We start from the raw sequence: 26,394 nt of genomic DNA on the forward strand, positions 1-26,394 counted from the left end.
GCTTGACGCGATTATGCTTTTGTATACAAGAAATGCAACAGCGATTCTGCGATATTTCTCGGGATCACTGATGCCTGGCGCCGACGGAAACGGCGGAGCGCCGGACCAGTCGCCAAGTGGACCGTCTTTAGGAAAATACCGACACCATTGATTGTGCACAATAAATGGCGATTTAATTCGATCTTTTGCCGTGGGCTACTGCCAGCCGGGTGCCGAAAGGCAGTAAAGTTCGGTTCTGCCGACATTTCCGACGCGAGTCACCATGAACGAACAGTTGCAGCCTCTCAAAAAGCCGACACGAAGCGGCAAGGCCCGTACCGGGACACAGGACGACATCGTTTACGCGCACATCTTCGACGCGATCCTGGAGCAGCGCCTCGCACCCGGCACCAAACTCAGCGAAGAAGCCCTGGGCGAAATCTTCGGCGTGAGCCGGACCATCATTCGTCGCGCGCTGTCGCGCCTGGCCCATGAGGGCGTGGTGTTGTTGCGTCCGAACCGGGGCGCGGTCGTCGCAAGTCCCAGTGTCGAGGAGGCCAGGCAGATCTTCTTCGCGCGCCGGATGGTCGAGCGCGCCATCACCGAACTGGCGGTTCAGCACGCCAGTGCCGAGCAGTTGGCGGAGCTGCGCAAGATGGTCGCGGATGAACAGGACTGCTTCGCCCGTGGCGATCGCGGTGCCGGCATTCGCCTGTCCGGCGAGTTTCATCTCAAGCTGGCCGAGGCCGCAAAAAATGCCCCGCTGGTCAGCTTTCAGCGAAGCCTGGTTTCCCAGACCTCGCTGATCATCGCGCAGTACGAAAGCAGCAACCGCTCGCACTGCTCGTTCGATGAGCACAATCAGTTGATCGATGCCATCGTCGCTCGCGACAGCGACAAGGCGGTCAGCCTGATGATGCATCACATGGATCATATCGATAGCAAGCTCAACCTCGACGAAGACAGCGCCTCGGATGACCTGCACGCGGTGTTTTCTCACGTGATGCTGGCGAAGAAAAAGCCACGCACCGCTCGTTGATCGTCTCAGTGGTCTGAACTGAAGGCAGCAACGGGTGCATAAAGCGTCGGCGAGTTTCGCGGTGATCGGGACGGCGACCTGTCACACGCGCTCGCCGCTGAACCCACCCGGCAAGCGGCAAGGCCGGCAGCCCTCCGGTGCCATGCGCTATGCCGATCGGATAGGGTGAGCGTTGGCCCACCCTGAATCACCTGCCGCGCACCCTGGTGTATTGCGACCCGCCCGCGCGCAAGCGTTCGGTTCACGCCTTGCGGTGTACCGAGACACCGGCGGCGTAGGTTTCCTTGACCGCACGGTCGTCGCCCAGTGTCATCAGGGCGAACAGGCGCTCTTGTAGCGTCGTCGCCTGGCTCAGACGGTATTCGATCAACGGAGTCGCCTTGTAGTCGAGCACCACGAAGTCCGCATCCTTGCCCGGTTGCAGGTTGCCGACTTGCTCGTCCAGGTACAGGGCGCGGGCGCCACCGAGCGTAGCCAGGTACAAGGCCTTGAACGCGTCGAGCTTCTGCCCCTGCAACTGCAGCACCTTGTAGGCTTCGTTGAGGCTTTGCAGTTGCGAGAAGCTGGTGCCCCCGCCGACATCGGTGCCCAGGCCCACCCGCACGCCATGGCTTTCCAACTTGGCCAGGTCGAACAGGCCGCTGCCGAGGAACAGGTTGGAGGTGGGGCAGAACGCCACCGCCGAGCCGGTTTCGCCCAGACGCTTGCACTCCTCGTCACACAGGTGGACCCCGTGAGCGAACACCGAGCGGGCGCCAATCAGGCCATGGTGGTCATAAACGTCCAGATAGCCGCTGCGCTCGGGGAACAGCGCCTTGACCCATTCGATCTCCTGCTTGTTTTCGGATATGTGGGTGTGCATGTACAGGTCGGGGAACTCGGCGAACAGCTTGCCCGCCAGGGCCAACTGTTCCGGTGTGCTGGTTGGCGCGAAGCGGGGGGTGACGGCGTAATGCAGGCGACCCTTGCCATGCCAGCGCTCGATCAGTTCGCGGCTGTCGGCATAGCCGGACTCTGCCGTATCAGTCAAAAAGTCCGGCGCGTTGCGGTCCATCAGTACCTTGCCCGCAATCATCCGCAGGCCGAGCTTTTCCGCCGCCTCGAAGAAGGCTTCCACCGATTGCTTGTGCACCGTGCCGAATACCAGCGCCGTGGTGGTGCCGTTGCGCAGCAGCTCGGCGAGAAACAGGTCGGCTTGTTCGCGGGCATGCGCCATGTCGCTGAAACGGCCTTCATTGGGAAACGTGTAGGTCTCCAGCCAATCGAGCAACTGCGCGCCGTAGGAGCCGATCACACCGACCTGCGGGTAATGAATATGGGTGTCGATAAAGCCGGGCGTGATCAGCGCATCCGGGTACTCGACCACCTCGGTGCCGGCTGCCAGGGTGGGAAGCAGATCGGTGGCGGCACCGATGCGTGCGATCTTGCCGTCCTCGACCACCAGCAGGCCATCTTCGAAATACTCATGGGACTGCTCGATGCCTACCTCGCGCGGGTCGGCGAGGCAGTGAAGCAGGGCGGCACGGTAGGCTTTTGATTGGGGCATGGCGAGTCTCGGATCGTTGTAATGAGTGTGCGTTGGGTTGTAGGAGGCCCGCCCTCGGGGCGAAGCGTTCGGTCGGCTTGCGGCCCGTTCGCCGCGAGGGCGCGCCTCCCACGGAAGGTGCCTGACGCTAGATGCCTGTCATTAAAAGGTGTCTTCCGATGATAAGTCGCTTCCAGTGAGCGATAGTCGCGTGATCAGCCGTTCTGCGAGCTTTGATGGGCGCATGGTGCATCTCGAATCGTTGTAAAGAGTATGCGTTGGGTTGTGGGAGGCCCGCCCTCGGGGCGAAGCGTTCGGTCGGCTTGCGGCCCATTCGCCGCGAGGTCGCGCCTCCTACGGAAAAGGTGCCTGACGCTAGATGCCTGTCATTAAAAGGTGTCTTCCGATGATAAGTCGCTTCCAGTGAGCGATAGTCGCGTGATCAGCCGTTCTGCGAGCTTTGATGGGCGCATGGTGCGTCTCGAATCGTTGTGATGAGCGTGCGTTGGGTTGTGGGAGGCCCGCCCTCGGGGCTAAGTGTTTGGTCGGCTTGCGGCCCGTTCGCCGCGAGGTCGCGCCTCCCACGGAAAAGGTGTGGCGCTAGATGCCTGTCGCTGAATGGTGTCTTCCGGTGATAAGTCGCTTCCAGTGAGCGGCGGTCGCGTGATCAGCCGTTCTGCGAGCTTTGATGGGCGCATGGTGCATCTCGAATCGTTGTAATGAGTGTGCGTTGGGTTGTGGGAGGCCCGCCCTCGGGGCGAAGCGTTCGGTCGGCTTGCGGCCCGTTCGCCGCGAGGTCGCGCCTCCCACGGAAAAGGTGTGGCGCTAGATGCCTGTCGCTGAATGGTGTCTTCCGGTGATAAGTCGCTTCCAGTGAGCGGCGGTCGCGTGATCAGCCGTTCTGCGAGCTTTGATGGGCGCATGGTGCATCTCGAATCGTTGTAATGAGTGTGCGTTGGGTTGTAGGGGGGCCGCCCTCGGGGCGAAGCGTTCGGTCGGCTTGCGGCCCGTTCGCCGCGAGGTCGCGCCTCCCACGGAAAGGTGTGGCGCTAGATGCCTGTCGTTGAATGGTGTCTTCCGGTGATAAGTCGCTTCCAGTGAGCGGCGTCGCGTGATCAGCCGTTCTGCGAGCGACGCGAGGCGGGCACCAGCATGGGCACCGGTTTTTCGCCGTCGCGGGTCTTCTCGCCGTTCTTTTCACCGAAATGGGCGTTGTAGGTGGCGATCACTTCCCCGGCGATGGACACGGCAATTTCGACCGGCAGCTTGCCTTTTACCTCGGCGATGCCCATCGGGCAGCGCATGCGTTGTAGCGTTTCGGGTTGCACACCTCGGTCACGCAGGCGGTGCTCGAACTTGGCGCGTTTGCTCTTCGAGCCGATCAGCCCGTAATACGTGAAATCATTGCGCGCAAGGATGGCCGCGCTCAGTTCCAGGTCGAGTGAGTGATTGTGCGTCATGACGATGAAGTAACTGCCGGCCGGCATGGCGGCCACTTCATCGACTACCTCGTCATTGACGACCCTGTCCACCCCGGCGGGAATCTGCGCGGGGAATTCGCTTGCGCGCGAGTCGATCCAGCGCACCTTGCAGGGCAGGCTGGCGAGCAGCGGCACCAGCGCGCGCCCGACATGGCCGGCGCCGAACACGGCGATGTGCGCCTGCGGCTGGCCCATGGGTTCGAACAGCAGCACGGTCGCGCCACCGCAGCATTGTCCCAGGCTCGCACCGAGGGAGAAGCGCTCCAGGCGGGTCTCGCGGCTGCGGTTCTCCAGCATCTGGCGGGCAATCTGCTGCGCCTTGTATTCCAGGTGGCCGCCGCCGATGGTGTCATACAGGCGCTCGCGGCTGACGACCATTTTCGAACCCGCATTGCGCGGCGTCGAGCCGCGCTCCTCGATGATGGTCACCAGCACACAGGGTTCGCCCTGTTGCTGCAGGTCGGCGAGCGCTTCGATCCAGACCGTGTTGCTCATGTTTCTGTCCTTCGTCGTACGGATGGACGTTTCGTGGAAACCGCCACGCGGTTTCTTTTCGAGACGTTCAAGTTGTTCCCGGTGGGCCAGAGCCCACCCTACACCTGGGCGTGAAGCCCATCCATGATCCCGCAACCGTGGTAGCCATGAGCTTCAGGCTGGCGTGGTTTCTGCCGCCGTTGCAGCCGTGGTCCGCTTCAGCTTGCGCATCTGCTCGACCCCCCACAGCACACGCTCGGGCGTGGCCGGGGCGTCGATCTTCGGCTGGGCCTTGTAGTCGGCCAGGCTGGCGACGGCGTCCTTGATCGCGCACCAGACGGATATTCCCAGCATGAACGGTGGCTCGCCGACGGCTTTGGAGTGGAACACCGTGTCTTCCGGATTCTTGCGGTTCTCGACCAGCTTGACGCGCAGATCGAGCGGCATGTCGGCCACTGCCGGCACCTTGTAGCTCGCCGGTCCGTTGGTCATCAGCTTGCCTTTGTCGTTCCACACCAGCTCTTCGGTGGTCAGCCAGCCCATGCCCTGGACGAAGCCGCCTTCCACCTGGCCTATGTCGATGGCCGGGTTCAGCGAGGCGCCGACGTCATGGAGGATGTCGCTGCGCAACATCTTGTACTCGCCGGTCAGGGTATCGACGATTACCTCCGAACAGGCGGCGCCATAAGCGAAGTAATAGAACGGACGGCCCCGCGCCTGGCTCCGGTCGTAGTAGATCTTCGGTGTGCGATAGAAGCCGGTGGACGACAGCGAAACCTGGCCGAAATAGGCCTGCTGGATGAGTTCGTCGAACGAGACGTACTGATCGCGGATGCGCACCTGGCCGTTGTTGAACTCGACATCTTCTTCGGTGACCTGATAGTGCCGCGCGGCGAACTCGATCAGCCGCTGCTTGATGGTCTGCGCCGCGTTCTGCGCGGCCTTGCCGTTGAGGTCCGCACCGCTCGATGCGGCGGTCGGCGAGGTGTTCGGCACTTTGTCGGTGTTGGTCGCAGTGATCTGGATACGGTCGATATCGACCTGGAACACTTCGGCCACTACCTGCGCAACCTTGGTATTCAGGCCCTGACCCATCTCGGTGCCGCCGTGGTTGAGGTGGATGCTGCCATCGGTGTAGACGTGCACCAGCGCACCGGCCTGGTTGAGGAAGCTGGCGGTGAAGCTGATGCCGAATTTGACCGGGGTCAGCGACAGGCCTTTCTTGAGGATCGGACTCGTTGCGTTGAAGGCACGGATTTCCGCCCGGCGGCGGGCATATTCGCTGCTGGCTTCAAGCTCGGCGGTCATCTCCTCGAGCATGTTGTGCTCGACGGTCTGGTAGTAGGGCGTGACGTTGCGCTCGGTCTTGCCGTAGTAGTTGCGTTTGCGCACCTCGAGAGGGTCCTTGCCCAGCTCACGCGCGACGGTGTCCATGATCTCCTCGATGGCGACCATGCCCTGCGGGCCGCCGAAGCCGCGATAGGCGGTGTTGGAGGCCAGGTGGGTCTTGCAGCGATGGCCGTTGATGGTGGCGTCGCCCAGGTAATAGGCGTTATCGGAGTGGAACATGGCGCGGTCGACGATGGAGCCGGAGAGGTCCGGTGAGTAGCCGCAGTTGCCGGCCAGGTTGATCTCGATGCCGTGCAGCAGGCCGTCGTCATCGAAGCCGACGTCGTATTCGACGTAGAAGGGGTGGCGCTTGCCGGTCATGGTCATGTCTTCCATGCGCGGCAGTCGCATCTTGGTCGGACGACCGGTGAGATGCGCGATCACTGCGCACAGGCACGCCGGCCCTGCCGCCTGGGTTTCCTTGCCACCGAAGCCGCCGCCCATGCGACGCATGTCGATGACGATCCTGTTCATCGAGACACCGAGCACCTCGGCGACCAGCTTCTGTACCTCGGTGGGGTTCTGCGTCGAGGTGTAGACGATCATGCCGCCGTCTTCGGTGGGCATCACCGAGGAAACCTGCGTTTCCAGGTAGAAGTGTTCCTGCCCGCCAATGTGCAGGCTGCCCTGCAGACGTCGTGGCGCGGTCGCCAGCGCCGCACTGGAGTCGCCGCGCTTGTGGGTGTGACTGTCGAGCACGAAATGCTTCTTGCGCAGCGCATCGACCACATCGAGCACCGGCTCAAGGTCTTCGTATTCGATGATCGCGGCCATGGCGGCCTTGCGCGCGGTTTCAAGGCTGTCGGCCGCGACGGCAATCACCGGTTGGCCGACGAACTCCACCTTGCCGTCAGCCAGCAGCGGGTCGCCGGGCATCACCGCGCCAATGTCCAGCTGGCCCGGCACATCCGCGGCGGTAATGGCGATGGCGACGCCCGGCACCGCATAGCAGGGCGCCGTATCGATGCGCAGGATGCGGGCGTGCGCGCGGTCACTCATACGCGCATACACATGCAGCTGGTTCGGGAATTCCAGCCGGTCGTCGACATACACCGCTTCGCCGGTGACGTGCTTGGGCGCGCTGTCATGCTTGACGCTGCGACCCACGCCGGTGACCAGATCCTGAGTGAACAGGGCGGCCAGTTCCGCTTGTGATCGAGTGGGCTTATGCATAGGACGTGACCCTCGTTTCATACGCTGGCGCTTGTTGTTCGAGGAAGTATTTGCGCAGCAGGTTCTGAGCGACCAGCAGGCGGTACTCACGGCTGGCACGAAAATCGGTCAGCGGCGTGAAGTCTTTTTCCAGAGCTTGGCAGGCCTTTTCGATGGTGTCGGTGCTCAGCGGCGCGCCGATCAGCGCACGTTCGCAGGCCAGCGCGCGTCTGGGAATGGCGGCCATGCCGCCGAAGGCGATGCGGGCATCATCGATCAGGCCACCTTCGAGCTTCAGATCGAAGGCCGCGCAGACGGCTGAAATGTCGTCATCCAGGCGCTTGGATACCTTGTACGCACGGAACACCCGGTTTGGCTGCGCGCGCGGAACGATGATCTTCTCGATGAACTCGCCCGGTTCGCGGGCGGTGACCTTGTAATCGATGAAGTAGTCCTGCAACAGCAGCGTGCGGCGGTTGCGGCCCTTGCGCAGGACCACTTGCGCACCCAGCGCGATCAGCAGCGGTGGCGAGTCGCCGATGGGCGAGGCGTTGCCAATGTTGCCGCCCAGCGTGCCTTGGTTGCGGATCTGCAGGGAGGCGAAGCGGTGCAGCAGCTCACCGAAATCCGGGTACTCCTGCGCCAGCACCGGGTAGCAGTCGGTCAGCGGCGTGGCCGCGCCGATCTCGATGTGGGTGTCGGTGACCTCGACCTGCTTCATCTCGGCAATGTGTCCGACGTAGATCATCACGGGCAGTTCGCGGTGGAACTGAGTGACTTCAAGTGCCAGGTCGGTGCCGCCGGCCAGCAGACGGGCGTCGGGATTGGCGCTGTAGATGTCGGCCAGGTCGGCGGCGGTCAACGGCGACAGGCAGCGTTTGTCTCCGCTGTTCAGTTCGGCGGTTTCAAGTGGTGCGATGGCCTTCAGTTGCGCGATGGTTTCGGCTTCACGCGCGTCGAACTGGTCCGGCTGCCTGGCGCAGCAGGCCTGTTCGGCGGCATCCAGGATCGGGCGATAGCCAGTGCAGCGGCAGAGGTTTCCCGCCAGCGCCTCATGGGTGTCGGCCTTGTCGTAACCGTCCGCCGACTTCTGCAGGGCGAACAGGCTCATGACGAAGCCCGGCGTGCAGAACCCGCACTGCGAGCCGTGGCAATCGACCATCGCCTGCTGAACGCTGTGCAACCGGCCCTGATGCTTGAGGTCCTCGACAGTGATCAACTGCTTGCCGTGCAGCGCGGACACGAACGTGAGGCAGGCATTGAGCGTGCGATAGCGCAGCCGGTCACCGTCCAGCTCGCCGACCACGACGGTACAGGCGCCGCAGTCACCGGAGGCGCAGCCTTCCTTGGTACCGGATTTACCCCGGTATTCACGCAGGTATTCCAGCACGGTGGTATTCGGATCGAGTGTCTGCTCACGGTGCAGTTCTCGATTGAGTAGGAACTGGATCAAAGAGGCCTCCGGGAATTTTTGTTCTTGGCTCTGGCGTGAAAATTAGCCTTATCTGACTTTTAGGTCAACAAATTCCTGACTCAAAAGTCAGTAGAGCCGACGAGCGAAATTCAAGCAGCAATGTGCATGCCGCTTCGGGTTGTCTGGTCGTGTATTGAGTGTGGCTCAGGCGGCCCGATAGTGCCCCTCGCCTCGACGGGCGCAATGTCTCGCCGGCAAGGGGCACGGGCGACCGGACGCCCGTGGGCTTCGGTGAGCGAGGCGTTCCGTGTTGCCATCGAGCACGCCCGCTGCACCGCCAGGAGGCACCCTTCATGCGGCGCGGTGCACCATCGCTCAGCCCGTGATCAACGCTCGGGCAGCCTGGCTGTGGTTGGCGATCAGGCCGGCCACGTCGAGCCCCTCGACCTGCCCGTCGATCACTCGCCACTGTCCGCCGATCATGACCCGGTCGGCACGGTCGGCGCCACACAACAGCAGTGCCGAAATCGGATCATGACTGCCGGAGAAGCGCAGTTCGTCCAACTTGAACAGGGCCAGATCTGCCTGCTTGCCCACACTCAGTTCGCCAACGTCGTCGCGACCCAGCAGGCGTGCCGAACCGCGTGTCGCCCAGCCGAGCACCCGCTGCGGGGTGATCTGTTCGGCGCCGTAACGCAGGCGCTGGATATACAAGGCCTGGCGGGCTTCGAGGATCATGTTGGAGGCATCGTTGGATGCCGAACCGTCCACGCCCAGGCCAATGGCCGCACCGGCGCGTTCCAGCGCAACGGTCGGGCAGATGCCCGAGGCCAGGCGCATGTTGGAGCTGGGACAGTGACAGATGCCGGTCCCGGCGGCGCCCAGGCGCTCGATCTCGTCGTCGTTGAAATGAATGCCGTGAGCCAGCCAGGTGCGGCCGGACAACCAGCCCACGCTGTCCAGGTAATCCACGGTGCGCAGGCCGAAGCGCTGCTGGCAGAAGGCTTCCTCGTCGAGGGTTTCGGCCAGGTGCGTGTGCAGGCGTACATCGTGGTGCTCGGCCAGTTCGGCGCTGGCGCGCATGATGTCCGGTGTGACCGAAAAGGGCGAGCAGGGCGCGAGTGCAATCTGAATCTGCGCGCCGGCACCCCGCTCGTGATAGGTGCCGATCAGCCGCTCGCTATCGGCCAGAATCGCCTCTGCCGTCTGCACCGTGTGCTGGGGCGGCAAACCGCCATCCGCTTCACCCAGGCTCATCGACCCGCGGGTGAGCATGGCGCGCATGCCCAGCTCGCGCACCGCGTCGATCTGCACGTCGATGGCATTTTCCAGGCCGTCCGGAAACAGGTAGTGGTGGTCGGCGGCGGTGGTGCAGCCCGAAAGCAGCAGTTCGGCCAACGCAACCTTGCTGGCCAGTGCCAGGCGGTCTGGCGTCAGGCGTGCCCAGACCGGATACAGCGTCTTCAGCCAGGGGAACAGTGGCTGATTCACCACGGGCGCCCAGGCACGCGTAAGGGTCTGGTAGAAGTGGTGATGAGTGTTGATGAGCCCCGGCAGCACCACATGCTCGCGGGCATCGAACGTACTGTCTACGGGCGTGGCGGGCGACTGCCCGGCTGCGAGCAGTTCGACGACGATGCCGTCTTCGATCACCAGGCCGCCGGAGGCGTGCTGGTCGTTGGCGGTGAAAATGGCGAGGGGATTCTTGATCCAGATACGGCTGGCAGTCATGGCCGGCTTCTCCTGAGTTGAGTTCAGAAATGAGCCAGCTCAGTTATGCCCTGTCTGCTGATCCAGGGGGGACGCCTAGTTGGGACGCCTAGTCGGGGACGCCTAGTTGGGACGCCCAGTCGGGGGACGCCCAGTCGCGGGACGGCGCCCAGTCGGGGAAACACAGTGGGTCGCCGGCAAGCACCTTAACGCCTCTCGCCAGCGTTGTCACCGCCCTGTCGGGTCGAATTCGTTCGCCCGAATCCAGGACGTTCCGGTCCTCATCCTTGAGGCACCGATCCACGTCTGCTGGCGACCCCGCACCGCGGATCGCCAGCGCAGGTTCTTTACAACCTGCAACGTGTTTTCGATCAACCGCCGAGGTAGGCGTCACGGACCCGGGGATTGCTCAGCAGCTCTTCGCCACTGCCCTGCATGACGATGCGGCCGTTCTCGAGCACGTAGCCACGGTCGGCCAGTTTGAGCGCCTGGTTGGCGTTCTGCTCGACGAGGAAGATGGTCACGCCATCCTCACGCAACTGCTCGATGATATCGAAAATCTGCTGGATGATGATCGGCGCCAGTCCCAGCGACGGTTCGTCCAGCAGCAACAGCTTGGGTTTGCTCATCAGGGCGCGGGCGATGGCGAGCATCTGCTGTTCGCCCCCGGACATGGTGCCGCCACGCTGCTGAAAGCGCTCCTTCAGGCGTGGAAACAGCAGCAGCACCTTGTCCAGCTGTTCCTGGAAATCGGACTTGTTGGTGAAGAAACCGCCCATGGCGAGGTTTTCCTCTACCGTCAGGCGGGCAAAGATGCGCCGTCCCTCCGGCACAACGGCGATATCCTTGCGCATGATGTCGCAGGTCTGCCGGCCCACCAGCTCATCGCCTTCGAAGCGGATGCTGCCTTCGGAGGCCATCGGCGTGCCGCACAGCGTCATCAGCAGGGTCGACTTGCCGGCGCCGTTGGCGCCGATCAACGTGACGATCTCGCCCTTGCGGACTTCGACATCGACGTTGTGCAGTGCCTGGATCTTGCCGTAGAAGGTCGAGACGTTTTCGAAATACAGCATGGTTACGCCTCCCCCAGATAGGCTTTGATCACGTCCGGATTGTCTCGGATCTGGCTCGGCGTGCCGTCGGCCAGCGGGCAACCCTGATTGATCACGACAATGTGGTCGGAAATGCTCATGACCAGCTTCATGTCGTGTTCGATCAACAGCACCGTGACGTCGTGCGTGTCGCGCAGCATGCCGATCAGCGCCTTGAGGTCCTCGGTTTCCTTGGGGTTGAGACCCGCGGCGGGCTCGTCGAGCATGAGAATGCGCGGGCGCGTCATCATGCAGCGCGCAATTTCCAGGCGCCGCTGTTGACCGTAGGCGAGCGTGCCGGCAGGACGGTTGGCGATATCGGTCAGGTTGACCTGCTCGAGCCAGTGCGCGGCAAAATCCATCGCTTCATGCTCGCTCTTGCGGAACGCCTTGGTCTTCAGCAGGCCGGACAGGAAGCCCGTGTTCAAGTGGCGATGTTGCGCGACGAGCAGGTTCTCCACGGCCGTCATGTCCTTGAACAGCCTGACGTTCTGGAAGGTTCGAACCACACCCTTGCGTGCAATCTTGTGGCCCGGCAGGCCCTGGATCGCTTCCCCGTCGAGCAGAATTTCACCGGAGGTCGGTTGGTAGAAGCCGGTCAGGCAGTTGAATACCGTGGTCTTGCCGGCGCCATTGGGGCCGATCATCGAGACCACTTGTTTGTCATGTACGGTCAGACCCACCCCGTTGACGGCCAGCAGGCCGCCGAAACGCATGGTCAAGCCGCGTACTTCGAGAATCGGGCGGCTCATCGTTTCAGCTCCAGGTGGGGGCGTTGCATGGGCAGCAGGCCCTGCGGACGCCAGATCATCATCAGCACCATCATGGCGCCGAACATCAGCATGCGGTATTCGCTGAACTCACGCATCAGCTCGGGCAACAGGATCATCACGATGGCGGCGAGAATCACCCCCAACTGAGAACCCATGCCGCCGAGGACGACGATGGCGAGAATGATGGCCGATTCGATGAAGGTGAAGGATTCCGGCGACACCAGGCCCTGGCGGGCGGCGAAGAAGCTGCCGGCGAAACCGGCGAAGCTCGCACCCAGGGTAAAGGCTGAAAGCTTGATCACCGTCGGGTTCATACCCAGCGCGCGGCAGGCGATCTCGTCTTCACGCAGCGCTTCCCAGGCGCGTCCGATGGGCATGCGCAGCAGGCGATTGATGACGAACAGGGTCAGCAATACCAGCAGCACGGCGATCAGGTAGAGGAAGATCACCTTGTTGATGGAGCTGTAATCCACGCCGAAGAACTCGTGAAAGGTCTGCATGCCCTCGGCGGCGCGACGGTCGAACGACAAGCCGAACAGGGTCGGTTTGTCGATCCCGCTGATGCCGTTCGGGCCTCCGGTGAGTTCGGTCATGTTGCGCAGCAACAAGCGGATGATCTCGCCGAAGCCCAGGGTCACGATGGCCAGGTAGTCGCCGCGCAGCCTCAGCACCGGGAAGCCCAGCAGGAAGCCGAACAGGGCCGCCATGGCGCCGGCAATCGGCAGTGCCATCCAGAATCCGATCCCGTAGTAATGCGAGAGCAGGGCATAGGTGTACGCGCCAACGGCGTAGAACCCGACATAACCGAGGTCCAGCAAGCCCGCCAGTCCCACCACGATGTTCAGGCCCAGGCCGAGCATCACGTAGATCAGAATCAGCGTGGCGATATCCACCGCACCCCGCGAGCCGAAGAACGGCCATACCAGTGCCAGCACTATCAGGGCGATGATGATGTAGCGCTGCGTCGATGGCAGGGTGAGGAAATTGCCCGCACCGGCCGGAACCGTCGGCAGGTTGGGACTGGCGGCCCAGCCGGCGGCCAGGTGATGGCGGAACAGCTGCCAGAAAAACATCGCGACGGCACAGGCGGCGATGATCCAGAAGGTGTTTGCATCGCTGCCGTGGACTTCGAGCCGGATGCCGACGGTGGTGAGCTTCAGACCGAAAACCGGTACCGCGACGGCGATGACCAGCAGGGCGCTGAAAAAGGCAGTACGAAGATTGCGGGTCATACCTTTTCCACCTCCGGGCGACCAAGAATGCCGGTCGGGCGGAACAGCAGGACCAGCACCAGCAGGCTGAACGCCACGACGTCCTTGTACTGGTCACCGAAAATGTCCGCACCGAAGGCTTCGGCCACGCCGAGCACCAGGCCACCCAGCATCGCGCCGGGAATACTGCCAATGCCGCCGAGCACCGCGGCGGTGAACGCCTTGATACCCGCCAGGAAACCGATATGCGGGTTGATCACCCCGTACTGCATGCTGATCAGCACGGCCGCGATGGCCGCCAGCGCTGCACCAATGACGAAGGTCAGGGCGATAATGCTGTTGGTGTTGATGCCCAGAAGGTTGGCCATTTTCAGGTCTTCGGCGCAGGCACGGCAGGCGCGGCCCAGGCGTGAGCGGGAAATGAACAGCGTCAGGCCCAGCATGGCAATGATGGTGACCACGAAGATCAGCACCTGCATGTAGGAAACGACCACACCGTTCATGGCGCTCTCACCGAAGATGAAATTGCCCGGCATCAGGTTGGGGATGGCCTTGTCCTTCGAGTCCTGGGAAAGCAACACGACGTTCTGCAGGAAGATCGACATGCCGATCGCCGATATCAGCGGGATCAATCGGTTACTTCCGCGCAAGGGTCGGTAGGCGACCCGCTCGATGCTGTAACCGTAGGCGCTGGTGACAATCATGGCGGCGGCGAACGCACCGATCATCAGGATTGGAAGGGCATCGAGGCCCATCATCGAAAGCCCGACGATGGCGATGAAAGCGACGTAGGAGCCGATCATGTATACCTCGCCGTGGGCGAAGTTGATCATGCCGATAATGCCGTAGACCATCGTGTATCCGATGGCTATCAGGGCGTAGGTGCTGCCAACGGTCAGGCCGTTGATCAGCTGTTGGAAGTAGTGGTAAAGCTCAGGCATTACATTCTCCTGAACACCCAGCAGCCCGTGCTCGACCGCCAATGCGGACCTGCTTCGAACACGCAGCATGACGAAATGCGGCGTCAGGGGCTCGGTGCGGATCACGCACATTGCCTGCTTCGAGGCGGGCCAGCTCTATGCAGGCACTCGCTTGGATGAAGGTGTTGCGGGGGCGGCCAATGTGCTTGTGGCAAGCCAGCCCCGATCAGCTAAAACAAAGCCCACAGCGGACGCCGTGGGCTTCGGTTGGGTGGTTACCGGATCACTTGGCTTCGGTCTTGGTGCCGTCCTGGTGCCATTCGTAGACCACGAAGTTGAAGTCTTTCAGGTCACCCTTCTCGTCGAAGGCGAGGCTGCCGGTCGGCGTATCGAAGGTGTTGCTGCGCAATGCCGCGGCGACTTCTTCGGTGTCGGTGCTGCCGGCTTTCTCGATGCCTTCGGCAATCACCTGGACCGCCGCGTAGGCCGGGAATACGAACGGGCCGCTCGGGTCCTGCTGCTTCGCCTTGAAGGCCTCGACCAGCTCCTGGTTGCGAGGGTCCTGGTCGAAGGATTTCGGCAGCGTCACGTAGAGGCCTTCGGATGCCGGGCCGGCGATCGCGGAAATTTCCTTGTTGCCAACCCCTTCAGGGCCCATGAAACGCACGTTCAGGCCGCGTTCCTTGGCTTGGCGCAGCAAGAGTCCGAGTTCGGGGTGATAGCCGCCGTAGTAGACGAAGTCGACGCCGGCCTGCTTGAGCTTGGAGATCATCGAGGAGAAGTCCTTGTCGCCGGCATTGATGCCTTCGAACAGGCCGACCTTGACGCCTTTCTCTTCTAGGGTCTGCTTCACCGCGGTGGCGATGCCTTCACCGTACTGCTGCTTGTCGTGGATGACGGCGACGTTCTTCGGCTTGACGTGGTCGGCGATGAAATTGCCGGCGGTCGGGCCCTGCAGACTGTCCAGGCCGATGGTGCGGAAGATCAGTTCATAGCCACGCGAAGTGATGTCCGGGCTGGTCGAGGCCGCGGTGATCATCAGAATGCCTTCATCTTCGTAGATGTCGGATGCTGGCTGGGTCGAGCTGGAGCACAGGTGGCCAACCACGAAGCTGACTTCATCGTTGACGATCTTGTTGGCGACCGCGACCGCCTGCTTGGGGTCACAGGCATCGTCATACACGATCCCTTCCAGCTGCTGGCCGCTGACGCCGCCCTTCTTGTTGATTTGCTCGATGGCCATCTGGGCCCCGATGAACTGCATGTCGCCGTACTGCGCGACCGCCCCCGTGACTGGCCCGGCCAAACCGATCTTGATGGTGTCGGCGGCTAGCGTGTAGCTCGCGGCTCCGGTCAAAGCGATGGCCAGGAAAAGTTTGGACAGATGCTGCTTGGTCTTCATATGCGCTCCACTTGCATCATTATTGTTTGAATCCTGCTGGCTGCAGTGTCGTTAAGGGGCAAACGTCCCCAAACGGCACGGCAACTGTACCGGCACAGTGTAGAAGCGTCAGCACCTGTTTGCACAGTCAGGATTCCATCCATTTGATGGGATTACGCCGGGCGCTATCATGGCGCCCTTTACCTGAACGCGAGAATCCCATGAGCGAAGACCCAAGCACTCTCTATGCCAAGCTATTGGGCGAAACCGCGCCGATCTCCTGGCAGGAATTGCAGCCTTTCTTCGCTCGCGGCGCGCTGTTGCGCGTGGCCAGCGACTTCGATCTGATCGAGGCCGCGCAGGCGGTGGCGCAGGATGATCGGGAAAAGGTCGCTGCCTGGCTGGCCCAGGGCCATATCCTCAAGCTGGAGTCCGAACAGGCACAGGACTGGCTGGAGCGCGATCCGCAATTGTGGGCCGTGGTCGTCGCGCCTTGGGTGCTGGTGCAGGAGCGCGGTCAGCGGCCAGCCGTGCACTAAAATGGGGCGCTGAGCTGGGCGGGACTGCCGTGTCAGCGGGGGCATCGCGCCGGGTATCGGCCGTAGCGCTCAGCCGCGGACCCAGCGCAATCGCGCCCAGCCGCTCAGCGCATCCACTGCCAGGACCATCAGCAGCATGGCGAGAATCACCGTCGAGGCCTGGGCTTCCTGGAACAGGCTGAGGCTCATGTAGAGCATCTGCCCCAGCCCGCCTGCACCGACGAAGCCGAGCACACTGGCCATGCGGATGTTGTTTTCCCAGCGATACAGCGTGTAGGCCATCAGCTGCGGCCAGAGGATCGGCAGGGTGCCATAGCAGAACGCACTGATGCGATTGCAGCCGGACAGGCGCAGCGCGTCGGCTGGGCCGCTCGGTGTGTTTTCCAGGGCTTCGGCGAACAAGCGTCCGAGCACGCCGGCCGTATGCAGCGCCAATGCCAGGGTCCCGGCGTTCGGACCGAGGCCCGCCGCCAGCACCATCAGCGCCGCCCAGACCAGTTCCGGAATGGCACGCAGCGCATTGAGCAACAGCCTCGACGCCCCCTTGGCCAACAGGCCGAAGCGGCCCGAGGCCGGTAACGCCAGCAACAATCCCAGCAGTGCGGCCAATAGCGTACCCACCGCCGACATCGCCAGAGTTTCCAGCGCGCCGTGGCCGATGGCCTTCAGATGACCGGGCGACAGATCAGGGCTGAAAAAGCCCGAGGCGTAATCGGCCATCTGCCCGAGGCCGTCACGGCTGAACAGCGCGCCGGTGTCGAGTTGCAGGTAGACGAACGAGCCGACCACCGCCGCCAGCAGCAACGACGGCAGCGCATAGCGTGAAAGCGACCTCACGCGAACCTCCTGCGCAGCAGCTGACTGATCGCGTCTGCCATCAGCACCAACACCAGGAACGTCAGCAGCATGCTGGCGACCTCGCCTCCCGCGAACATGCGCATCGACAGGTCCATCTGCTGGCCCAGCCCGCCGGCTCCCACGAAGCCCATCACCACCGAGGCGCGCACCGCGCATTCCCAGCGGTAGACGGTGTACGAGAGCATTTCGCCCGTCGCTTGCGGCAACACGCCATAGGCGAACGCCTGCAAGCGTGAACTGCCCGCACCGAGCAGGGCGCGGGTGGGCAGCGGGTCGACCGACTCGAAGATTTCCGCGTAGACCTTGCCGAGCATGCCGGCATAGGTGATGGCAATCGCCAGCACGCCCGCCGTGGGCCCGAGGCCCACCGCCCGCACGAACAGCAACGCCCAGACGATCTCCGGCACGCTGCGCAACAGGATCAACAACCCGCGCACCGGCCAGCGCACGGCCTGCGCCCCCCTGCGCGGACGCCCGGCGCGGCTGAGCGCCGAGATGGACAGCGCGCGTGTGGCCAGCAAGGCACAGGGCAGCGCCACCACCAGCGCCAGGGCCATGCCCGCCGTGGCAATGGCGAGTGTTTCCAGCGTGGCGCGCCCCAGCAGCAGGAGAAACGCACCGTCATGCGTCGGCGGCCAGAAGCCTGCGAGGAACGTCCCCATGGTCTCGGCGTTGCTGCCGTCGAACAGCACGGCCAGGTTCAACTCGCTCAGCGACAGGCCCGGCCACAGCACGGCCAGCACCAGCACGGCCACGACCAGGCGCGGAGCGGCGGCGGGATCGCGTCGGGCGGTGTCGGGGTTCAGCATCGGGGAATGTTCAACGGCTGGTTGGGCAACGGCAGCGTGGCCTGTTCGCTGTCCAGTTGTTCGTTGGCGTAGAGCGCCTGGAGTTCGGCCGGGGTCACTTCGGTCGAAGGTTTATCGAACAGAATGCGTCCGGCTCGAACCCCGATGACCCGCGGGAAATGTTCGAGCGCAAGGTCCACAGCGTGCAGGCTGGCCAGCAGGGTAGCCTGGCGGCGCAGCGACTCGCGGTTGAGGACGTTCAGCGAATAGGCCGCGAGTACCGGGTCCATTGCCGACACCGGTTCGTCCGCCAGGATCAGTTCGGGCTGCTGATAGAGCACCCGGGCGATGCCGACACGTTGCAATTGCCCGCCGGAAAGTTGATCGCAGCGTACGTAAAGCTTGTCGGCAAGATCCAGCCGGCCCAGCGCTTCAGCGGCACCTTGCCTGTCGATTGGCCAGACCAGGCTGAACAGGCTGCGACCCAGCGACCAATCGCCCAGGCGCCCGGCCAGGACCGCAGTGATGACCCGCTGGCGGGGTGGCAGCGGTGGCGCCTGGTGTATCAGGCCGATGCGTTTGCGCAACCGCTGTCGCCCGCTGGCCGACAGGGACCAAGGCGCGCATCCCAGCAGCTCCAGCTCACCCTCGGTCGGCTGGATGTGGCTGGCCAGCAGGCGCAACAGCGTGGTCTTGCCGGCGCCCGATGGGCCGATGATCGCAACGCGCTCGCCGGGTGCGATTTGCAATTCGACGGCGTGTAGCGCCACCTGACCGTCGGCATGACGATGGGTCATGCCGGACATCCGCAGCAATGGAACCGATGTGGACTGACGGTCTGGCGCGGTTGAAAGGGTGATCGAGCGGCTCATCTTGACTACCTGGGCTCAGCGTCACGCATCCCTGCGTGAGCATCGCCGTGAGGACATTGGGCGCCGTACGGCTGGACACGAGAGGCCGGGCCGTGACGATTCGGGCGGCGCTGGGCCGCCGCGCGACAGGTGGGAGGACTACTTCAACAGGCCAGCGGCGCGCGCGGCATCCTCGATGCCCTTGTAGTTTTCCGGGCGGGTTTCAATGAAGCGGCTGGCGGCCTGCAGGTCGAGAATCTTCTTGTGTTCGGGCTTGGCGGGGTCCAGCGCAAGGAAAGCCGCGCGAATCTTGTCCACAAGCGCCGGGTCGAGGTCGCCGCGCACTGTCCAGTTGTAATCATAGTAAGGCGGGGTGGTCGAGATGACGCGGACCTTGTCAGTATCGACCTTTCCGGCCTCGACCAGCTTGTCCCAGACCGACGCGTTGAGCACGCCGCCGTCGGCCTTGCCGGCCTGGACCCAGGCCGCCGTGGCGTCGTGCGCGCCAGAGTAGGCGATGCGTTTGAAGAACTGCTCGGGATCGATACCATCCCTGATCATGAAATAGCGCGGCATCAGGCTGCCAGAGGTCGACGACACCGAGCCGAAGGCGAACGTCTTGCCCTCGAGATCCTGCAGCGTTTTCACATCTGGGTCGGCGGTGATGAACTTACTGGTGAACTTCTCGTCCTGCTCGCGTTGCACCAGCGGAATCGCATTGCCCGTCTTCAAACGGGTCTGGACGAAGGTGAAGCCACCGAGCCAGGCGACGTCGAGTCGACCTGAGGCGAGGGACTCGACCACGGCGGCGTAATCGGAAACCGGGGTGAACCTGACCGGCATGCCCAGTTCCTGTTCGAGGTACTGGCCCAGCGGCTCGAACTTGCGGATCAGTTCGGTGGGCGCTTCGTCGGGAATCGCCGAAACGCGTAGAACGTCGGCAGCGTGCGCGGTGGCAAAACAGAGGGAAACGGCAAGGCCGGCAACGGCTGCCAGGGTGTGCTTTAGCATTGTGGTTCTCCGGTTCAATAGCGGAAAAAGCGCGCGGATTATAGAGGTAGAGGGGTGCGACGACGCAAGTCGGCTGTTTTTTCCGCGCTGCGCCGTTCATGTCGCGAGCGCCGGATGGTTGCGCCGCGGGCATCTTGCGTCGCCGCACCGGCGTCACTGGTAACTGATTGCGTATTCCATGACGCCGGTCTCCGCGCCGGGGGTCGGGTTGCGCCGGACACGTGGCGTGTCTCATGGCAGCGCTTGGCGATCACCATTGTCTTGGCGTCCATGACCCTGCTGGAATCAGACGATTTTGCCGGGCGAGCAGCCGTAGCCCACCCGCGCCGGCCAGTCCTGAGCCGCCGATGGCGGCTCGACGGCAGCCACACCAACGGCAGCGTCGACGTTGCGTCAATCGAGCGCAGTGATCATTCTGTGATTTGGTTCGCGGTTTGCACTAGAATCGCGGCGTTCATGGATGAATGAAGGCCAATGGCTATGGAACAGCAACCCGAAAAACGCAGGCTCCACGCCCTCAGAAAACACGTCGATGAGCTGCTTGCCGCCGGCGCTGTGATCGTCTCGAGAGACCCGGTGACCCTGCTGTGCAACGGCCAGCGGTTGAAGATCAGGCACGGGATGCTGATCGGCTACTCCGCGTTGCCCGATCTGGTTCCGCCGGTTGTCCGCCGTAAATAAAGCGTGTGCGATACCGCTGTAGCGGGCGATCGGCAAATAAATACCCGGACGAAGAAACGCAGCGAGCGCGACTCGATCAGAGAGGTATGGATGCACATGGCATCCCAGTGATCTGAAGGGGGCTCTCCATGTTCGATCGGACCTCGTGCCAGGGTTTCATTCCGCCCTATATTCTGCGGCACATCATCGACAACGGCTCGGACCGGCAGCGCGAGAAGGCGCTGGGGACCCTGGCACATGTGCGCAGCCTGCTGCCCAACCCGGGGCCGCCCAATCGCCAGCCAATGGTCAGCGTACTGCCGGAACGCGGCCGCGCCGGTGAGCCACGGCGCAGCATTCACGATGCCCAGCAGCAGATGGTACTGCCGGGCGTGCTGGCCCGCATCGAAGGCCAGCCGCCGGTCTCCGACGCGGCGGTCGACGAGGCTTACGACGCGCTGGGCGTGACGCACGCATTCTTCTGGAAGGTGTTCGGCCGGGATTCGATCGACAACCACGGGTTCCCGCTGGTCGGGACGGTGCATTACGGTGTGGGTTATGAAAACGCCTTCTGGAACGGGGCACAGATGGTGTTCGGCGATGGCGATGGCGAGCTGTTCAATCGCTTCACCCTCTCGCTGGACGTCGTGGCCCACGAACTGGCCCATGGCGTGACCGAAAGCGAGGCCGGGCTGGTCTACGTCAATCAGTCCGGTGCCCTGAACGAGTCGGTATCTGACGTGTTCGGGGTCCTGGTCCGGCAATTCAGCCTGGGGCAAACGGCCGATCAGGCCGATTGGCTGATCGGCGCCGAGCTGTTGACCGACAAGGTGCAGGGCGCGGCGCTGCGCTCGATGGCCAATCCGGGAAGCGCCTACGATGACCCTTTGTTAGGCAAGGATCCGCAGCCCGGTCACATGCGCGACTTCATCGATACCCGCGACGACAACGGCGGCGTGCACCTGAACTCCGGCATACCCAATCGCGCGTTCTATCTGGCGGCCATGGCGATGGGCGGCTACGCCTGGGAAAAGGCCGGACGCATCTGGTATGACACGCTGTGCGACCGCCGCCTGGCCAACGACGCTGATTTCCTCGCATTCGCCGGTCTTACCGTGGATAACGCGGCGGCACGCTTCGGCGGGGACGAGGCGCAGGTCGTCCGGCAGGCCTGGGCGGATGTGGGCGTGACGCTGAGTTGAGGAGGCACCATGAAACGGTTACCGGAATTGGGCAACGACACGACCGTTCGCCTGTCGAGACAGGGCGGTTTCGCCGCGATGCAGGCGCTCAGCCGCCCGCGCGAAATCGACTTCGCCCGTTGCGACGAACAGCAGCGTGGGCGAATCTGTTCCGTGCTGGAGGGCTGTTTGCCATTGGCCACGGGCATGGGGGGGCAGGGCGACCGCCGTTATTACCAGATCGAGCTGCGTTACCGGGATAACCAGCGCGACGACGAGCTGGTGCTTCGGATACCGGAGGATCGGGCGCCGGGTGAGCTGGTGCGGCTGTGGGACAAAGGCGAAGTCTCCTGAGCGTGAGTTGTTCGCGTGCGTCAGCGTGGCGCTAGAATCCCGGTTCCTGTCTTGCGAGGAACGTCTTCATGTCCGAGTTGCCATCCGTTGCCTTTGCCGGCATCGGCCTGATGGGTCAGCGCATGTGCCGCCGACTGCTTGCGGCGGGTTTTCCGCTGACCGTCTGGAACCGTTCGCCTGACAAATGCGCACCCCTTGTCGAGGCCGGTGCGCGGCAGGTGGACACGCCTGCCGCGCTCTGTGCGGCGGCCGATGTGGTGCTGCTGTGCCTGGCCGATACGTCGGTCGTGCGTGAGGTGGTGTTCGGTGCCGGCGGCATCGTCGAAGGTGCGCGCGCGGGGCAGGTACTGGTCGATCATTCGAGTCTGGAGCCCTCTGCAACCCGCGCGATGGCGGCTGAACTCGAATCACGGAGCGGCATGCGCTGGGTTGACGCGCCGGTGTCCGGCGGTACGGCCGGCGCCGAGGCGGGAAGCCTTGCGATCATGGCTGGCGGTCGCATCGAAGACGTGGAACGAGTGCGGCCTGTGTTGGCCCATCTGGGCCAGCGGCTGACGCATATGGGCGATGTCGGCGCGGGCCAGGTGACCAAGGCATGCAACCAGATGATCGTCGCGTGCAATGCGCTGGTCATCGCGGAAGTCGTGGCGCTGGCCGAGCGTTCCGGTGTCGATGCCAGCCTGATCGCGCCTGCGCTGGCCGGTGGCTTTGCCGACTCCAAACCGTTACAGATTCTTGCGCCGCAGATGGCCCGTAGCGAGTTCGAACCGGTGAAATGGCACGTCAGGACGCTGCTCAAGGACCTGGATACCGCGGGGCAACTGTCGCGCGAGGCCGGCAGCGCCACGCCCATCACCGGGCTCGCCGCGCAGTTGATGCGCCTGCATGGTAGCCAGGGAAATCTTGAAAACGACCCGTCCACCCTGGTGAACCTGTATCGGGAGCTGAATCCATGAAGATAGCCGCCAACCTGTCCATGCTGTTCAACGAATGGCCGCTCGCCGAACGCATCATGGCGGCCCGCGTCGCGGGTTTCGAGGGTGTGGAAATCCAGTTTCCCTATGAGTTGCCGGCAATTCGTCTCAAGGAACTGCTGGAGCGCGCCGGTGTGCCACTGGTGCTGATCAACCTGCCCGCTGGCGATTTCATGCAGGGTGGCGCAGGTCTGGCCGCCGTCCCGGCACGGCAGCAGGCCTTCGATGCAGCATTGCAGGAGGCGCTGACATACGCGGCCATGGTGCGACCGATGTGCATCAACGTACTGCCGGGACGGCTGGCCGAGGGCATCGGTCGCGAGCAGGCGCTGGATACGCTGGCGGGCAATCTGCGCAAGAGCGCCGAGGCCTTTGCGCTGCTGGGCGTACGGGTGGTTTGCGAGGCGATCAATCCATTGGACATGCCGGGCTTTCTGATCAACACGCCCGAGCACCTGCAAGATTTGCTGACGCGCGTCGATCATCCCAACTGCCAGGCGCAACTGGACCTTTATCACATGGCCCGGCAGGCGCTGGATGTGGTCGCCGGTATTCGTCTGCTGGGGTCGCGCATCGGCCATGTACAGTTTGCCGACTGCCCCGGACGCGGTGCGCCGGGCACCGGCTCGGTGGCGTTCGAGCCGTTGATCGATGCGTTACGGGCGGTGGGCTATGACGGCTGGTTGTCGGCCGAGTATCGACCCGAAGGCACGGATACCGGCGCCAGCCTGGGTTGGCTGGAAACGTGGCGCAAACACTGAACGGTCGCATTGCCCGGCATAAGCGAAGATGATGGTGACAGACAGGCGAGGCGTGGGACTCTAGAGTCCGCCTCGGAAATCCGGTCGGGAGACGATCGGCGAATAACAATAAATCGAGAGCGACGTCATGCAGCCATCCACCCAAGCCGCGAACGCCTGGCGCGTCCTGTTCCTGCTGTTTCTGGCCAACCTGTTCAACTTCTTCGACCGTACCATCCCGGCGATCATCGCCGAACCCATCCGCCTGGAATGGAATCTCAACGACTTCCAGCTTGGGCTGATCGGCACCGCTTTCACCATCGTCTACGCCATCGCGGGCGTGCCGCTGGGGCGGATGGCCGACCTGGGTTCGCGCCGCAAGATCATGGGTTGGGGCCTGACCGCGTGGAGCGGGTTGACGGCGGTCAATGGGTTTGCCTGGAACTTCTGGAGCTTTCTGCTGGTGCGCATGGGCATCGGTATCGGCGAGGCCAGCTATGCACCCGCCGCGAACTCGCTGATTGGAGACCTGTTCCCGGCGCACAAGCGTGCGCGGGCCATGGGCATCTTCATGCTGGGCCTGCCGCTCGGGCTGCTGCTGGCCTTCTTCACCATCGGTTCGATGGTTGAATACTTCGGCAGTTGGCGCGCGCCGTTCTTCATCGCCGCGATTCCGGGACTGCTGTTGGCGGTGTTCATCTTCTTTATCAGGGAGCCCCAGCGAGGGGCCGCCGAGACGGTCAAGGTCTCCCAGGAGCCGGTGCAGCAGCCTGTACGCAAGGTGCTGGCGATCCGCACGTTCTGGTGGCTGGTGCTGGCCGGGCTGGCGTTCAACTTCGCCACCTATGCCTGTAACGCCTTCATGGTGCCGTTGCTGATGCGCTATCACTCGGTGCCGCTGGTCGAGGCCTCGATCGCGACCGGCGTGATCGTCGGCTTGACGGGCCTGATCGGCTTGACGCTGGGCGGCTGGGTGGCCGATCAGATTCATCAACGCTTCGCCCGCGGACGGCTGATCTTCGCAGCCGTGAGCATGGCGATCGCCACAGTCGCCACCGGTTATGCACTGCTTGCCGGACGCATCGAAGTCGGCGTGTTCGTTGCGATCTTCAGCATCGGCTGGCTGTTCTCGTACAACTTCTATACCTGCGTCTACACCGCGATTCAGGACGTCGTCGAGCCGCGCCTGCGGGCCACCGCGATGGCGCTGTTCTTCGCCGGCTTGTACCTGCTCGGCGGCGGCATGGGCACCGTGGTCGTGGGCTTGTTGTCGGATCATTTCGCCGAAGCCGCGATGCTTGCCGCCGGCGCCAGCGAGATGAGCGAAGCGTTTCGTGCCGAGGGGCTGCATGGCGCGATGTATCTGATTCCCGCATCGCTGTTGCTGACCATGCTGTTCCTGTTCCAGGCGTCGCGTACCTTCTGCCTCGACGCCAAGCGAATGACCGACGGCATGAGCCTTTCGACCCGCGAAGGCGACGCCGCACTGGCCTGAGCCTGGCTTGCCGTCGACTGCGCAACGACGTGGTCGACGGCGCCTCGTCCTCCCGACGATTGACCTGCATTTGCCGGCAGGCTCGCATAAACTGCGCGGCCGTTTTTGGCAGTCCGGAACGCTCATGCACAATCCGTCACCCGCCCGCGCCTGCGGCATCGACTTCGGTACCTCCAATTCCACCGTCGGCTGGTGGCGCCCTGCCACCGAGCCGCTGATTGCGCTCGAAGGCGATCAGCACACCTTGCCGTCGGTGGTGTTCTTCAACATCGAAGAGCGCCGCCCGGTCTACGGGCGACTGGCCTTGTCCGAATATCTGGAAGGCTACGAAGGCCGACTGATGCGTTCGCTCAAGAGCCTGCTGGGCTCCAAGCTGTTGAAGAGCGAAACGACCGTGCTGGGTAGCGCCATGCCATTCAGGGACATCCTCGGGCTGTTCCTCGGTACGCTCAAGCAGCGTGCCGAAGCCAGCGCCGAGCGAGCCTTCGACGAGGTGGTCCTGGGCCGCCCGGTGTTCTTCGTCGATGACGATCCGCAAGCGGACAGGGAGGCGGCCGATACGCTGGCCGCAGCGGCGAAGAAGATCGGTTTCAAGGACGTATCGTTCCAGTACGAACCCATTGCAGCAGCCTTCGACTACGAGTCGCGTATCGAGCAGGAAGAGCGCGTGCTGATCGTCGATATCGGCGGCGGTACCTCGGACTTTTCCCTGGTGCGGTTGTCACCGCAGCGGCGCGCCATCGACGATCGGCAGAGCGACATTCTGGCGACCTCTGGCGTGCATATCGGCGGTACCGATTTCGACAAGCAGCTGAGCTTGCAGGGTGTGATGCCGCTGTTCGGTTATGGCAGCCGGATGAAAAGCGATGCGCCGATGCCCACCAGCACCCACCTCAACCTGGCCACCTGGCATACCATCAACGCCGTCTATGCACCGGCGTCGTTGCGCGCGCTGCAAAGCATGCGCTACGACATCGTCGATCCCACCGGGATCGATCGTCTGTTCAGCCTGATCGAGCAGCGCGCCGGGCACTGGCTGGCCATGCAGGTGGAGCAGGGCAAGATCGATCTGACCGAGCAGGACCGCTATCGGATCGATTTCGCACGGATCGAGGCGGGCCTGCAGGCGAGCCTGACCCGCGGCGGTTTCGAAACGGCGATCGACCCGCTGCTCGAACGAATCCGCGATAACGTCAGTCAATTGCTGGTCAGTGCCGGGCTGAGGCAGGATGACATCGATACGGTGTTCTTCACCGGTGGCTCCAGCGCGATTCCCGCGCTGCGACGAAGCGTTGCCGACCTGCTCCCCGGGGCCCGGCATGTCGAAGGCAACCGCTTTGGCAGTATCGGCAGTGGCTTGGCCATCGAGGCGAAGAAACGCTACGGTTGAGTTCTTTTGGTGTC

23 protein-coding genes are annotated in these 26,394 nt (G+C 63.3%); 9 read left to right on the forward strand and 14 right to left on the reverse strand.

All coding sequences use genetic code 11. The features are described 5' to 3' along the window. Positions 1-262: 262 nt before the first annotated feature. Positions 263-1,018, forward strand: coding sequence for a GntR family transcriptional regulator (locus GQA94_RS08885; protein ID WP_158187668.1), 756 nt, complete (start codon positions 263-265; stop codon positions 1,016-1,018). Between the two features lie 241 nt (positions 1,019-1,259). On the opposite strand, the gene guaD is transcribed toward GQA94_RS08885, so the two are convergent. The 10 genes from guaD to GQA94_RS08935 all read right to left on the reverse strand — a co-directional run bounded on the left by guaD (position 1,260) and on the right by GQA94_RS08935 (position 15,560). Beyond that, the gene (gene guaD, locus GQA94_RS08890; protein ID WP_158187669.1) at positions 1,260-2,564 is read right to left on the reverse strand and encodes a guanine deaminase; all 1,305 of its coding nucleotides are present in this window, start codon (positions 2,562-2,564) and stop codon (positions 1,260-1,262) included. Between the two features lie 1,094 nt (positions 2,565-3,658). After that, the gene (gene xdhC, locus GQA94_RS08895; protein ID WP_158187670.1) at positions 3,659-4,519 is read right to left on the reverse strand and encodes a xanthine dehydrogenase accessory protein XdhC; all 861 of its coding nucleotides are present in this window, start codon (positions 4,517-4,519) and stop codon (positions 3,659-3,661) included. Positions 4,520-4,672: 153 nt separating this feature from the next. Next, positions 4,673-7,060 (reverse strand): xanthine dehydrogenase molybdopterin binding subunit, encoded by a 2,388-nt coding sequence (gene xdhB, locus GQA94_RS08900; protein ID WP_158187671.1) that lies wholly within the window; start codon positions 7,058-7,060, stop codon positions 4,673-4,675. Beyond that, a complete protein-coding gene (gene xdhA / locus GQA94_RS08905; RefSeq protein WP_158187672.1) occupies positions 7,053-8,492 on the reverse strand; it encodes a xanthine dehydrogenase small subunit in 1,440 nt (479 codons plus the stop codon). Before xdhA ends, xdhB begins: the two co-directional genes overlap by 8 nt. Before the next feature lie 336 nt (positions 8,493-8,828). After that, entirely contained in the window at positions 8,829-10,184 is a 1,356-nt protein-coding gene (locus GQA94_RS08910; RefSeq protein ID WP_158187673.1) for an 8-oxoguanine deaminase, read from the reverse strand. A gap of 350 nt (positions 10,185-10,534) precedes the next feature. Continuing rightward, on the reverse strand, positions 10,535-11,236 hold the full coding sequence (locus tag GQA94_RS08915) for an ABC transporter ATP-binding protein (RefSeq protein WP_158187674.1): 702 nt from the start codon (positions 11,234-11,236) through the stop codon (positions 10,535-10,537). Positions 11,237-11,238: 2 nt separating this feature from the next. Further along, entirely contained in the window at positions 11,239-12,006 is a 768-nt protein-coding gene (gene livG, locus GQA94_RS08920) for a high-affinity branched-chain amino acid ABC transporter ATP-binding protein LivG (protein WP_158187675.1), read from the reverse strand. Further along, positions 12,003-13,259 carry a high-affinity branched-chain amino acid ABC transporter permease LivM gene (locus GQA94_RS08925; RefSeq protein WP_158187676.1) on the reverse strand — a complete coding sequence of 419 codons (1,257 nt, stop codon included), beginning with the start codon at positions 13,257-13,259 and terminating at the stop codon, positions 12,003-12,005. Before GQA94_RS08925 ends, livG begins: the two co-directional genes overlap by 4 nt. After that, entirely contained in the window at positions 13,256-14,179 is a 924-nt protein-coding gene (gene livH, locus GQA94_RS08930) for a high-affinity branched-chain amino acid ABC transporter permease LivH (RefSeq protein WP_158187677.1), read from the reverse strand. The genes GQA94_RS08925 and livH overlap by 4 nt, the downstream gene beginning before the upstream one ends. 262 nt (positions 14,180-14,441) lie before the next feature. Continuing rightward, positions 14,442-15,560 carry a branched-chain amino acid ABC transporter substrate-binding protein gene (locus GQA94_RS08935; protein ID WP_158187678.1) on the reverse strand — a complete coding sequence of 373 codons (1,119 nt, stop codon included), beginning with the start codon at positions 15,558-15,560 and terminating at the stop codon, positions 14,442-14,444. A 200-nt stretch (positions 15,561-15,760) separates the two neighbouring features. On the opposite strand from GQA94_RS08935, the gene GQA94_RS08940 reads away from it, so the two are divergent. After that, positions 15,761-16,078 (forward strand): DUF2288 domain-containing protein, encoded by a 318-nt coding sequence (locus GQA94_RS08940; protein ID WP_158187679.1) that lies wholly within the window; start codon positions 15,761-15,763, stop codon positions 16,076-16,078. A gap of 69 nt (positions 16,079-16,147) precedes the next feature. On the opposite strand, the gene phnE is transcribed toward GQA94_RS08940, so the two are convergent. The 4 genes from phnE to GQA94_RS08960 all read right to left on the reverse strand — a co-directional run bounded on the left by phnE (position 16,148) and on the right by GQA94_RS08960 (position 19,586). Further along, positions 16,148-16,915 carry a phosphonate ABC transporter, permease protein PhnE gene (gene phnE, locus GQA94_RS08945; RefSeq protein WP_158187680.1) on the reverse strand — a complete coding sequence of 256 codons (768 nt, stop codon included), beginning with the start codon at positions 16,913-16,915 and terminating at the stop codon, positions 16,148-16,150. Further along, complete coding sequence (locus tag GQA94_RS08950) at positions 16,912-17,745, reverse strand: PhnE/PtxC family ABC transporter permease (RefSeq protein ID WP_158187681.1); 834 nt, start codon at positions 17,743-17,745, stop codon at positions 16,912-16,914. Before GQA94_RS08950 ends, phnE begins: the two co-directional genes overlap by 4 nt. After that, complete coding sequence (locus tag GQA94_RS08955) at positions 17,739-18,530, reverse strand: phosphonate ABC transporter ATP-binding protein (protein WP_233270257.1); 792 nt, start codon at positions 18,528-18,530, stop codon at positions 17,739-17,741. The genes GQA94_RS08950 and GQA94_RS08955 overlap by 7 nt, the downstream gene beginning before the upstream one ends. A 204-nt stretch (positions 18,531-18,734) precedes the next feature. Continuing rightward, on the reverse strand, positions 18,735-19,586 hold the full coding sequence (locus GQA94_RS08960) for a putative selenate ABC transporter substrate-binding protein (RefSeq protein ID WP_158187682.1): 852 nt from the start codon (positions 19,584-19,586) through the stop codon (positions 18,735-18,737). A gap of 474 nt (positions 19,587-20,060) precedes the next feature. On the opposite strand from GQA94_RS08960, the gene GQA94_RS08965 reads away from it, so the two are divergent. From GQA94_RS08965 to GQA94_RS08995, 7 genes are all read left to right on the forward strand, one after another. Further along, the gene (locus GQA94_RS08965) at positions 20,061-20,267 is read left to right on the forward strand and encodes a hypothetical protein (RefSeq protein WP_158187683.1); all 207 of its coding nucleotides are present in this window, start codon (positions 20,061-20,063) and stop codon (positions 20,265-20,267) included. A gap of 128 nt (positions 20,268-20,395) precedes the next feature. Next, positions 20,396-21,448, forward strand: coding sequence for a M4 family metallopeptidase (locus GQA94_RS08970; protein ID WP_158187684.1), 1,053 nt, complete (start codon positions 20,396-20,398; stop codon positions 21,446-21,448). 9 nt (positions 21,449-21,457) lie between these two features. Beyond that, complete coding sequence (locus GQA94_RS08975) at positions 21,458-21,781, forward strand: protealysin inhibitor emfourin (RefSeq protein WP_158187685.1); 324 nt, start codon at positions 21,458-21,460, stop codon at positions 21,779-21,781. A gap of 68 nt (positions 21,782-21,849) precedes the next feature. Beyond that, on the forward strand, positions 21,850-22,737 hold the full coding sequence (locus tag GQA94_RS08980; protein ID WP_158187686.1) for an NAD(P)-dependent oxidoreductase: 888 nt from the start codon (positions 21,850-21,852) through the stop codon (positions 22,735-22,737). Next, on the forward strand, positions 22,734-23,516 hold the full coding sequence (locus GQA94_RS08985; protein ID WP_158187687.1) for a hydroxypyruvate isomerase family protein: 783 nt from the start codon (positions 22,734-22,736) through the stop codon (positions 23,514-23,516). Before GQA94_RS08980 ends, GQA94_RS08985 begins: the two co-directional genes overlap by 4 nt. Positions 23,517-23,643: 127 nt before the next feature. Beyond that, complete coding sequence (locus GQA94_RS08990; RefSeq protein ID WP_158187688.1) at positions 23,644-24,990, forward strand: spinster family MFS transporter; 1,347 nt, start codon at positions 23,644-23,646, stop codon at positions 24,988-24,990. Between the two features lie 124 nt (positions 24,991-25,114). Then, positions 25,115-26,380 (forward strand): Hsp70 family protein, encoded by a 1,266-nt coding sequence (locus tag GQA94_RS08995; protein WP_158187689.1) that lies wholly within the window; start codon positions 25,115-25,117, stop codon positions 26,378-26,380. Positions 26,381-26,394 lie beyond the last annotated feature (14 nt).

The sequence above is a fragment of the Stutzerimonas stutzeri genome (assembly GCF_009789555.1).
Classification (GTDB): domain Bacteria; phylum Pseudomonadota; class Gammaproteobacteria; order Pseudomonadales; family Pseudomonadaceae; genus Stutzerimonas; species Stutzerimonas stutzeri_R.